The sequence below is a fragment of the Streptomyces sp. 3211.6 genome (assembly GCF_003634815.1).
In the GTDB taxonomy this organism is placed as follows: Bacteria; Actinomycetota; Actinomycetes; order Streptomycetales; family Streptomycetaceae; genus Streptomyces; species Streptomyces katrae_A.
Genome location: NZ_RBXC01000001.1, coordinates 813,356 through 824,530, shown reverse-complemented (window position 1 = coordinate 824,530; position 11,175 = coordinate 813,356). Strand labels below are relative to the sequence as shown.

Here is an 11,175-nt window from a genome sequence, read left to right as displayed (position 1 = left end):
CTGTGGTCCCGCCCCGGTGTCACGGCGTGGGCGGTCCGGCGGGGTGGTGCACCCACACGTTGGGCTCGGTGTACGTGGCGTGGCCGTCCTCGCCGACGCGCAGCGGCGCCAGCGCGCCGGGCAGCAGGTGGTCCCCCGGGCCGGGCAGCGGATGGCCGAGGAACTCCTCCCAGCGGGACACGGGCTGACGGATCACCAGGGACCGCTCGGCCGTGCCCAGCAGGGCGGCGCCGAGTTCGAGATGGGTGCGCAGCCACGGGTCGAAGCAGCGTCCGTCGGGCCGCACCCAGGCGGCGTACGCGCCGATCGGGATCAGCGGGTAGCGGTGCTTGCGGGTGGGCCGGACCGGGATGACCACCCCGCGGGGCGCGTCCTTCGCGGACCGCCGCCGCACCTCGGTCAGCAGCCGCTCGGCGTGGCCTGCCGCCCGGTGCCCGGGGTGCACGGACACCGACAGCATGCACACGGCGTCGGGACGCTCCGGCGGGCCGTGGTCGACGGCTTCCACCAAGACCTCGTCGCTGCCGGACGGCAGCGACGAGGCGCTGCCGTCCCAGCGGACCGGCAGCCCGTTGGCCGCCGCGACCAGAACGCCGTCCTCGTCCACCAGGCACAGCTGGTGGGCGGGGTAGCGCTCGTACATGCCGTGCCAGCGCCAGTTCCCGGGGGACTCCCAGCTCATGAACGCGGGCATGTTGGCGGCGATCAGGTCGTCCACCGCGGGCAGCAGCCACGGGTCGCGGGACAGGTCGGTGAGGGTCGGGGACACCGGCGCGTCAGCCCAGCAGCCGGGTCCGGGCCGTGGCCCGCATCTCGCGCGAGCGCCGCAGGTCGGACGTCACGCACACCCGCTTCAGCCAGCGGTCGGTGCCGTCGTAGCGGGCCTGGAAGGGCAGCCGGCCGTGCACCGCCCGGTGGTTGTCGATGAACAGCACGTCGCCCTGGTCGGCGACGACCTCCCGCATCCCGGCGTCCACCACCTTGAACAGCGCGTCGTAGGCCCGCCGCGCCTCGGTGTCCTCGTCGGGCACGGAGGTGAAGTACGGGTCGAGGCGCATGTACGGGTCCAGGCGCGAGCCGTAGAGCAGCGGGCCGAGCGGCCGCTCGTCGATCATCCGCTGGATGGTGGCGAACCGGGCCGCCTCCTCCTCGGACGCGATCGTGTTGTTCTTCGGCAGGTGCGACTCGTCGGGGGCGATGTGGAAGCGCGGCTCGAAGAGGATGTCGATGTCCTCGTCGGACAGCGACGACAGGTCCAGCTCGCCCACCGTCGTGGGCACGTGGTCGGGATTGCGCAGCGCGCCGAGGATCAGGTAGTCGCTGCGGTACGGGTGGAAGGCGTCCTCGGTGTGCCAGGTCAGCAGCTCCTTGCTGCCCATCCCCAGCTGGTCGTTCTCGTGCTGGCGGATCGGGAAGATGTCGTGCACGAGGTGGCCGTCCTGCTGTGTGGCCCAGCCGAAGGGCTCCCCGAGCAGCGCCGAGTACAGCATGAGCAGCAGTTCCTCGGGGAACTCCGGGCCGGGCCGGCCGCGGCCCCGCCAGTGGCCGGGGGTGGGGCCGATGCGCCGCTGGTCGAAGTCGTGGCCGCGGATCACGGTGTGGCCGTGGCGGTCGGCCAGTTTGAACTCGCGCAGGAAGTCCTGCACGCCCTCGGGCAGCCGGGCCGCCAGCCGCGGCAGGTCGCGCAGCAGGCCGGGGTCGCCGAAGGACGGGTAGGCGGCGGCCAGTTCGAGGCTCAGTTCCGCGATGACGGAGGCCTCGGCGGCCGTCAGGGTGTAGCCGGGCGTGGACTGGTCGGTGAGGTTCGACATGCCAACTCTCGCTGAGTGGTCGGGGGACGGGTGCTGCCCGCGGACGGCCGGGGCCGGGGCCGCGGGCCCTCGGTGGTGCGGTGTCGGACGGGTGATCAGGTCCGGGCGGCGGCCCGGCGCTCGGCGAGCGCTCCCGTGAGCAGCCGGGGGGTCGGTGAGGCGAAGAGGGTGCTCGCCCGCAGTCCGGCGGCGGCGGGGTCCGACTCCCGCAGCCGCGCCAGCAGGCGCATGGCGAGCAGCGACTGGCCGCCGTGGTCGAAGAAGTTGTCGTCGGGGCCGAGCGCGGGGGCGCCCAGGACCTCGCGGAAGAGAGTGAGGACGGGCTCCAGCGGCTCCCGGGCGGCGTCGACGGGCCGGTCCTGGACCGGCTCACCTGCCCGGGCGCCGGACCGAGCGCGGGCCGGTGCGCCGGCCGGAGCCGGGGCGGCCCAGGCGGACAGCAGGCGCTTGTCCACCTTGCCGTGCGGGTTCTTCGGCAGGACGGACACCCGGTACAGCACCCGCGGCACCGCCCAGTCCGGCAGCTGCGCCTCCAGGGGCGTCACGAGCGCGTCCCGGTCACGGCCCGTCAGCCGGACGGCCTCGCCGGGCAGGGGAGCGGCCGCCGGGTCCGCGGCAACGGTGAAGGCCCACAGGGCGGTACCGGTCGCCGGGTCGGGGAAGACCACCGCCTGTTCCACCCCGGGCAGCTCGCACAGGGCGCGCTCCACCCGGGCCGGCTCCAGCCGGTGCCCGCGGATCTTGACCTGGTCGTCGGCCCGGCCGAGGAAGACCAGCTGCCCGTCGGCGTCGATCCGCCCCAGGTCGCCCGTGACGTACAGCCGGGCCCCGGGCTCGGCGGCGTACGGGTCGGGGACGAAGCGGCGGGCGGTGGCGGCCTCGTCGTCGAGGAAGCCGCGGGCCAGGAGCGGTCCGCCGATGTGGATCTCCCCCGTCTCGCCGTCCGGCACCGGGCGGCCGTCGCGCCGGACGCTGATCCGCACGTCCCGCAGCGGGGTGCCCAGCGGCACCTCCTGCGCGTCGGCCGGCAGCAGCCCGGTGTAGAAGGTGGAGCTGACGGTGCATTCGGTCAGCCCGTAGACGTGGGCGAGGCCGGCCGACTGCCGTGCCTGCCACGCGCGGTAGGGCCCCGGATCCATCCGCTCGCCGCCCACCACCACCGTGCGCAGCTCCGCCGGGGTGGTCGTACCGTTCGCGGTGAGCCAGCGGGCGTACTCCAGCCAGTACTGGGTGGACAGTTCGACCACGGTGGTCCGGGTCCGGGCCAGGGCGAGGTGCAGCTCCTCGGCGTCCAGGGCCCGGGTGTCCTCCCGGCACACCACGGCCGCCCCGGCGGCGAAGGCCGGGAACACCTCCTCGATCAGTACGTCGAAGCCCAGCGAGGCCACCTGCAGCCAGCGGTCGCGCGGGGTCAGCCCGAGCCGTTCGGCGACCGCCGACGCGAACCGGCCCAGGGCGTCCCGCCCGACGACCGTGCCCTTGGGCCGGCCGGTGGACCCGGAGGTGAACAGCACGTACGCCACGTCGGACCCGTCGGCCGGCCGCCCGGGCCGGGCCGCCGTCGCCGCGCCGCCGTCGGCGTCCGAGGAGGCCGGTACGAACGCCCCCTCGGGCGCGTGCGCTCCGTCGCCCAGCCACACCGCGGCCGCCGTGCGCTCCACCAGCGCCGCCCGGGCCGCGGGCGGCAGCCGGTCGTCGAGGACGGTGAACCCCGCCCCGGCCTTGAGCGCCGCCAGCATGCCGAGCACGGTGCGGGCGGGGTCGCCGAAGGCCAGGCCCACCAGCTTCCCGGGCCCGGCCCCGCGCGTCGTGAGGGCGGCCGCCCAGGCGTCGGTGAGCCGGTCCGCGTCCTGGTAGGACAGCACCCGGCGGGGGGTCACGAGCGCGGGACCGGCGGCGTGCTCGCGCACCGAGCGGTCCCACAGGCCGAGGACGTCGGGTCCGGCCACGGCGGTCACCGGCCTCCCCCGCGCGAGCGCAGGAACGCCGACAGCCCCGCGAGTCCGGCCCGGAAGCCCTCCTGGGGGCCGCCGAAGCCGAGCCGGGCGCCGTGCGGCGCGCCGAAGGCCGTACCGGGCACGAGCAGGGTGCGGTGGCGGTCGAGCAGCTCCAGGCAGAAACGTTCCACTGCCTCGGGCCCCGCCGCCGCCCGCTCCAGTTCGCGGAAGACCGGCAGCGCGCACACACCGCCCTCCGGCGGGGTCCAGCGGACCAGGTCCTCGTGCTCGGCCATCCACTGCGTCAGGTACGCGAGGTTGCCGCGCGCCTCGGCGGCCCGGGGGGCGATCAGCGCGTCGGCGTGCCGCATGGCCCGTTCCGCGATCAGCTCGACCAGCGGCGAGAGGAACAGCGTGGTCCGGTCGCGCAGCGGGAAGGTGGCGGTGATCAGCTCTTGCGGCGCGACGGCCCAGCCCACCCGCAGGCCCGGCAGGCCGAAGGTCTTGGAGAAGGTGCCGTAGGACACCGTGGGGCCGCCGTCCGCCCCGGGGTCGTCGAGCACCTCCCAGCGGTGGGTGATCTCGGCGGTGGCGGCGTCCCAGACCAGCACGGCGCCGGCCTGCGCGGTCTGCTCCTTGAGGGCCTTCAGCCCCTGCGGGGACAGGGTGGCGCCGGTGGGGTTGTGCGGGAAGTTCACGACGACGGCCGCGGTGCCGGGCGTGACCAGGGCGCTGAGCACGTCGGGGTCGATCTCCCCGTCGCGCACGGCCCCGCCCGGCAGCCGTGCCACCTCGCAGCCGGCGGCCCGGGGGTAGTGGCCCAGAGAGTGGTAGATGCCCTCCTGGACGACCACCCGGTCCCCCGGGCGCAGCAGGGCGCCCAGCGTCAGCGCGATGGCCTCGCTGGAGCCGTGGGTGACCAGCACCCGGTCGGCGTCGCCGCCGGCGTAGCGGTCGGCGATGGCCTGGCGGATGCCCGCCCCGCCCTGGGAGACGCTGTCGTCCATGACGACGGCGTCGAGGTCCGCGGCCGGGATGCCGCAGAGTTCGCGCACTTCGGCGAAGGTGTACGGATGGACCCCGCTGGAGCTGATGTCATGGACGTCGGGGCCGAGGTGCCGGCGGTACCACTCCTCCAGCACCGGAGGGTCTTCACGCCGTGGACGGAGACTGCTCATGGCTGTGCAACTGTCCCTTCTTCTACCCCTGGCGGGTGTCCCGCCACCACCGCTGCCCGGAGAGCGGGAGCGTGTCGATGGGGTCGTAGTAGTGGTACGAGCCGCTGTGGGCGTCCGGATCCGCCGCCTCCAGCGGGGTGAGATAGCTCTTGCTCCAGTGCGACACCCCGAGCTCGCGGTCGTAGGAGTCGGCTTGGTCCACCCATCGCTTGCCGGCCATCGGCACGTCGCAGACGATGCGCGGGGTGGCGAACCCCGGCAGGTAGCCCATGATCTGACGCTGGATCACCTGCGCCCGGTGCAGCGGCACCCGCCAGTGCTCGGCGTTCGGGATCATGTCGCACATGTAGAAGTAGTACGGAGTGACGCCGGCGTGGTCGGCGAGCGCGAAGCACAGGTCCAGCAGGTCGTGCGCGCTGTCGTTGACCCCGCGCATGAGCACGCCCTGGTTGCGCACGTCGTGCAGGCCGGCGCCCAGCAGCGCCCAGGCGGCTCGCGCCACCCCGGGCGTCACCTGCTGGGCCGCGTTGGCGTGGGTGTGCAGCGCGATCCGCACGCCGCGCGAGCGGGCCGTACGTGCGAGGCGCTCCACGCCCTCCAGCACCGGGCCGGAACTCCAGTGCTGCGGCAGCCCGACCAGCCCCTTGCTCGCCAGCCGGATGTCGCGGACGGAGTCGATCTCCAGCAGGCCGGCCACGAACCGCTCCAGCCGCGGCCACGGCAGGTTGGCCAGGTCGCCGCCGGAGACCACCACGTCCCGGATGCCGGGGGAGGCGCGCAGGTGCTCCAGGATCCGCTCGGCCCGGTCGGCCGGCTTGAGCAGGAGCCGGTTCTTGGTGACCTGGGGAGTGGAGTTGCCCACCAGGTCCATCCGCGTGCAGTGCCCGCAGTACTGGGGGCAGGTCGAGAGCAGTTCCGCCAGCACCTTGGTGGGATAGCGGTGGGTGAGCCCCTCCACCACCCACATGTCCTGTTCGTGCAGCGAGTCCCGGCTGGCCATCGGGTGCGAGGGCCACTGCGGGTGCCGGTCGGAGAAGACCGGCAGCATGTAGCGGCGCACCGGGTCGTCGTAGAAGGCCTTGGTCAGCTCGCCGGGGCGGGCCGCGGCCGCGTCCGGGGCCATGGTGTTGACCATCTGGGGCGGCAGCAGCACCGACATGGTCGCCCGGTGCCGGCGGTCCTGTTCCCAGTCCTCGTAGAACTCCTCGTCGAGCAGGTCGCCGACGACGGCGCGCAGTCCTCTCGCGTCCTTGACGCAGTGGGCGCGCTGCCACTGGGGGTCCGCCCACTGGGCTTCGGTGACATCCCGCCATCCGGGGAAGCGCCGCCAGTCCGGTTCCACGAGGGGGCTTCTCCGGTACGTGTAGACGCCTTCGATCGCCGCTGATTCCGTCTGGCTGCGTGCTGTGTCCACCAACCCGCCACCCATTCCCGTCGCTTTCGGCCGTATCGCCTGACGGCAACCGATCTTGCAGAGCCCCGGAGTTGTACACGAGGGCCGGTTGTACGGGGCGCTCGGCGGGTTCGGCCCTGTACAACATCACGCCGAAGGCGGATAGTTGTACTGAGCATTGGACCGCGGGCGCCTTGTGCGGCACGGCGTCGCGTGCCGACAAGCGGAACACGCGGCGAACCTCTTTGGACGCCCCGGCCCCGGGTGCGGGTAAGGGCAGCCTTATTCGGACGAACCCGGCCGAATGGTGGCCGGATTCCTCGGATGGCGATTGATCGATATGCCGGGGGCATGTACCAATGTCCGAGAGGTCCCGGTGCGGCGGCCCCGGTCGCCCGGGGGCCCGGCAACCGGCCGTCACGCCGGGTGCGTCCGCCGGCCAGCAGGTTGTACGGCGCGACGAAGACCCGCGCTTCGCTCGACACCATCCACCACCAGGGGAGAAGCATGCCCAGGCCAGAGCGGTTGTTGGACCCCATGGCAGGACCGCTGGAGGAATTCGCCCACGAACTGCGCGGCTTACGCAGGCAGGCGGGCAACCCCTCGTACCGGACGATGGCGAAGCGGGCCCACTACTCCGTGGCCACCCTCTCCGAGGCGGCCCGCGGACTGCACAAACCCTCCTTGAAGGTGACCCTCGCCTACGTGGTGGCGTGCGGCGGCGATCCGGAACCCTGGACCCGCCGCTGGAACCGCCTCAGCAGCGAACTGGCGGAAAGCGGCAGACCCTCCGGAGGCCGCCCGGCATCCGACACCGGCCCGGCATCCGACACCGGCCCGGCGGCCGCCCGGCCCGGCGCCGGACGCGGTCCCCTGCAGGGCGAACCGGCCCCCGCCCCCCGGGCAGCCGCCGCCTTCCTTCCGGCCGCGCCGCCCCCGCCCGGCGCGGTGCCCCGCCGGCCCGCGCCGCCCGCGGCCGGGCCGCGCTCCGGCGGTCCCCGCCGGACCGGCACCGGCACCCGTACCGCCGCCCCGGCCGGCGCCGCCGCGCGCCGCCCGGCCGGGGACGCGCTGACCGCCGACGAACGGGCGGAACTGCGCCGGCTGCGCGACGAGGTCGAGGAACTCCGGCACGCGAACGAGGTGCTGAAAGCGGCCTCCGCGATCTTCGCCGCGGATCTCCGCACAAAGTCCCAGGTCGTGTACAACCCGGCGGACCGACAAGATCCGTTGCCGTGACCGGACGCCGAGCGCCCCGACAGGGCCCGAGGCGGAACCGGAGGATCCGACCGACCTTTGGGGACTGACCATGCGTGTGCTCGGAGTCAACGGATGGCCCGGCGCCAGCCACGACGGTGCCGCCTGCCTCGTCGTGGACGGCGACGTCATCGCCCTGGCCGAGGAGGAACGCTTCACCCGTCACAAGCACGCCTACGGGGAGGCACCCCTCAACGCCGCCGCCTACTGCCTCGCCGAGGGCGGTCTCACCCTGGACGACATCGACGTGGTCGCCCACGGGTGGGACCTGCCCGCCCTCTTCGCCGACCGGGGCCTGGAGTGGTTCGGCAGCGACGCCGAGGCCCTGGAACACCTGCTGCCCAAGAAGCTGTTCCCGCGCAGCGCCGACCCCCGGCTGACCTTCGTCGGCCACCACATCGCCCACGCCGCGAGCGCCTACCACCTCTCCGGCCGCGACCGCGGCGCGATCCTCGTCCTGGACGGCCAGGGCGAGAACGAGAGCACCACCCTCGCCGTCGGCATCGACGGCGAGATCAAGAAACTGCGCGCGCACACCCCCGGCTGGTCGCTGGGCTACTTCTACGCCGCCGTCTGCGCCTACGCCGGCCTCGGCGCCGACAACGCCGGCAAGATGATGGGCCTGGCCTCCTACGGCACCCCCGGCGACCTCACCTTCGGCGGCGCCTTCGACTTCACCGACGAGGACTTCACCATCGGCGTGGTCCCGCCCGACCTGCGCTGCACGGGCAGCACCGACGAGGAGGCCGCCACCATCCGGCACTGGCTGGAGCACCTGGAGAGGGCCCTCCCCGACGCCCCCAACCGCAGCACGCGCCGCTTCGACCCGGTCACCGGCCGCTTCGCCAAGGCCACCGCCCGGGACCCCTTCGCGTACCGCGACGTCGCCGCCACGGCCCAGGCCGCCCTGGAACGTGCCGTCATGGGCCTGGTCCGGGGTCTGCTCCGGGAGACCGGCGAGACCACCCTGATGATCGCCGGCGGGGTCGGGTTCAACGCCACCCTCAACGGCAAGATCATGCGGATGCCGGAGGTCCGGGACCTCTTCGTCCAGCCCCTCGCCGGCGACCAGGGCGTCTCGCTCGGCGCCGCGGTCTGGGCCGCCGCCCAGGAGGGCGACCGGATCAAGCCCATGAACGGCTCCGTGGTCTGGGGCCCGCAGTGGTCACCGGACCGCATCCGCCACGTGCTGGAGGCCTCCGGGACCGCGTACACCGAACCCTCGGACATCACCGCGGCCACCGCCGAAGTGCTGGCCGCCGGCGGGGTCGCCGGCTGGTTCCAGGGCCGCGCCGAGGGCGGACCCCGGGCCCTGGGCCACCGCAGCCTGGTCGCCGTACCCGACCCCGAGTCCACCCGCGACCGGGTCAACGTCCGCATCAAGGACCGCGAGGCGTGGCGCCCCTTCGCCCCGAGCATGCAGGAGGAGGCCGCCGAAGCCCTCATCGGCACCGCGACCCCGCTGCCCTACATGATCGTCACCACCCCCGTGACCGAGGCCGGGGCCGCGGCCATGCCGGCCGTCGTCCACAGCGACCGCACCACGCGCCCGCAGACCGTCTCCGCCGCCGTCGACCCGCTCTACCACCGCCTCATCGGCGAAGTCTCCCGGCACACCGGCACCCCGGTCATCATGAACACCTCCTTCAACGGCCGTGACGAGCCGGTCGTGTGCAGCCCCGGCGACGCGCTCGCCACCTTCCACCGGCTCCCCCTGGACGCCCTCGCCCTCGGCCCCTTCCTCGTCCGCCGCCCCGCCGGATCCCTCGGGGAGGCCGGCGCGTGACCACCCCCGTACGACAGGCGTACCCCGGCGAGCACCCCGCGGCCCCCGATCCCGCCACCGCCCCGGACCCCCGGCCGCCGGGCGGTGGCGACGGCCCGACGGCCGGCGAGGGGCGGACGGCCGGCGACGGGCCGACGGCTGCGGAGGTGTACGAGCGGCTCGCCGGCTGGCTCGGCGAAGCGGTCCTGGCCCCCGACGCCGACCTCACCGCCCCGCTGCGCGACCTCGGCGTGGACTCCCTCGACCTGATCCGCACCGCCCGCCGCATCGAAGCCGGCTTCGGCGTCCAGGTGCAGCTGCGCGAGCTGTTCGGACCCGAGCTGACCGCCGCCCGCCTCGCCGAGCTCGTCGCCGAGCGGGCCGCCGGGCGCGGCGGCGCCGCGGCCGCCCCGCCCGGCGCCGCCCACGGCCCCGTCGTCCTCACCCCCGCCCAGGAACACGCCTGGGAGGAGCAGACGGGCGACCGCGGCCACTGGAACCAGGCCATGCTGTTCACCACCCGGCCGGGCATCGAACCCGGGCTGTTCGCCGAGGCCGTCCGGCGGCTCGTGGCCGGCCACGCCTCGCTGCGCCTGGCCGTCGAGGAGCGCCCCGCCCGCCGGCCACGGCAGCTGGCCGCCGCCCTCGCCACCGACGGCCCGCCGGAGGCGGCCCTCGGCGCGGTCCTCGACACCGTCGACGTCAGCGAACTCGCCGACGCGGCCCTGTCGGCCGCGATCACCCTGCGGTGCGCGGTGGAGCAGCGCTCCCTGGACCCCGGCGCCGGACGCGTGGCGCGTTTCGTCCGCTTCGACGCCGGACCCCGCCGCCCCGGCCGACTGCTGATCACCGTGCACCAGATGGCCGTCGACATGGTGTCCTGGTCCGTGCTGCTCGCCGACCTGGAGGAGGTGTACACGGCGCTGGAGGCGGGCCGCCGCGACGTGTGGCCGACCGAGGGCACCTCCTACCCGGAGTGGGCCCGGGCGCTCGCCGCCCACGCCCGCACCCCCGAGGCGGAGGAGCAGGCCGAGTGGTGGACGGAAGTGGCCCGCACCCCCGCCGGCCTCCCGCCGGACCACCCGGTGGCCGACCCGCGCGCGGTGAACACCGCCGCCACCGCCGCCACCCACCGCGAGGAGTTCCCCGGGGACCTCACCGCCCGCCTCCACACGGTGGCCCGCACCCACCGGGCCCACCCCGGCGACCTCGTCCTGCACGCCCTCGGGCAGGTCCTCGCCGATCGGCTCGGCGAGCCTGCCGTACGCCTGGACGTCCTGCGCCACGGCCGGGAGGAGACCGTCGGGGACACCCGGCTGTCCCGCACCACCGGCTGGTTCACCACCACCGTCCCGGTCCGCCTGGACTTCGCCCCCGGCACCCCCGCCGAACGTCTGGCCCGGACCGTCGGCCACCTCGCGGCCCTCCCCGGCGGCGGGGTCGGCTTCGGCGCGCTCGCCCGGCACGGCCGGCCCCGGATCGCCGCCGCCCTGCGCGCCGTCGCGCCCAGCGACGTCTCCTTCGACTTCGAGGGCGACGACGCCGACACCCTGCCCCTGGGCACCCTCCTGCCGGACGTGGCCCCGGAACCGGTCGGTGACATCACCGCCGGCCACTGGACCCGCCCGCACCCGGTCGAGGTGATCGCCACCACCGACGACGGCGTCCTGCGCGTCGAGTGGTGGTACTCCACCGCCCTGCACGAGGAGGCGACCGTACGCGCGCTGGCCGACCGCCACCGGGCCGCCCTCACCGCCCTCCTCGACGCCCTGTCCGGGCCCGGCGCGCCCGGCGCACCCCAGGCCCCCACCCGCTGAACGCCCCACGGACGGAC

At 74.8% G+C, this 11,175-nt stretch carries 8 protein-coding genes; 3 read left to right on the top strand and 5 right to left on the bottom strand.

All coding sequences use genetic code 11. The features are described 5' to 3' along the window. Positions 1-19: 19 nt before the first annotated feature. The 5 genes from BX286_RS04065 to BX286_RS04045 form a co-directional block, all read right to left on the bottom strand. Complete coding sequence (locus BX286_RS04065; RefSeq protein ID WP_079430868.1) at positions 20-769, bottom strand: hypothetical protein; 750 nt, start codon at positions 767-769, stop codon at positions 20-22. A gap of 7 nt (positions 770-776) precedes the next feature. After that, entirely contained in the window at positions 777-1,811 is a 1,035-nt protein-coding gene (vioC, locus tag BX286_RS04060; protein WP_100862325.1) for an arginine beta-hydroxylase, Fe(II)/alpha-ketoglutarate-dependent, read from the bottom strand. 95 nt (positions 1,812-1,906) lie between these two features. Beyond that, a complete protein-coding gene (locus BX286_RS04055) occupies positions 1,907-3,760 on the bottom strand; it encodes an amino acid adenylation domain-containing protein (protein ID WP_261993341.1) in 1,854 nt (617 codons plus the stop codon). A 5-nt stretch (positions 3,761-3,765) separates the two neighbouring features. Further along, a complete protein-coding gene (vioD, locus tag BX286_RS04050) occupies positions 3,766-4,926 on the bottom strand; it encodes a capreomycidine synthase (protein WP_079430871.1) in 1,161 nt (386 codons plus the stop codon). A gap of 22 nt (positions 4,927-4,948) precedes the next feature. Continuing rightward, entirely contained in the window at positions 4,949-6,340 is a 1,392-nt protein-coding gene (locus BX286_RS04045) for a KamA family radical SAM protein (RefSeq protein ID WP_079430872.1), read from the bottom strand. Positions 6,341-6,856: 516 nt separating this feature from the next. Between BX286_RS04045 and BX286_RS04040 the strand changes: the two genes are divergently transcribed. From BX286_RS04040 to BX286_RS04030, 3 genes are all read left to right on the top strand, one after another. Next, on the top strand, positions 6,857-7,558 hold the full coding sequence (locus BX286_RS04040; protein WP_261993340.1) for a helix-turn-helix domain-containing protein: 702 nt from the start codon (positions 6,857-6,859) through the stop codon (positions 7,556-7,558). A 70-nt stretch (positions 7,559-7,628) separates the two neighbouring features. Beyond that, positions 7,629-9,362: a carbamoyltransferase C-terminal domain-containing protein gene (locus tag BX286_RS04035; RefSeq protein ID WP_121014531.1), complete on the top strand. Its 1,734-nt coding sequence runs from the start codon at positions 7,629-7,631 to the stop codon at positions 9,360-9,362. Continuing rightward, positions 9,359-11,158 carry a condensation domain-containing protein gene (locus BX286_RS04030; RefSeq protein WP_261993339.1) on the top strand — a complete coding sequence of 600 codons (1,800 nt, stop codon included), beginning with the start codon at positions 9,359-9,361 and terminating at the stop codon, positions 11,156-11,158. The genes BX286_RS04035 and BX286_RS04030 overlap by 4 nt, the downstream gene beginning before the upstream one ends. The last annotated feature ends 17 nt before the right edge of the window (positions 11,159-11,175 follow it).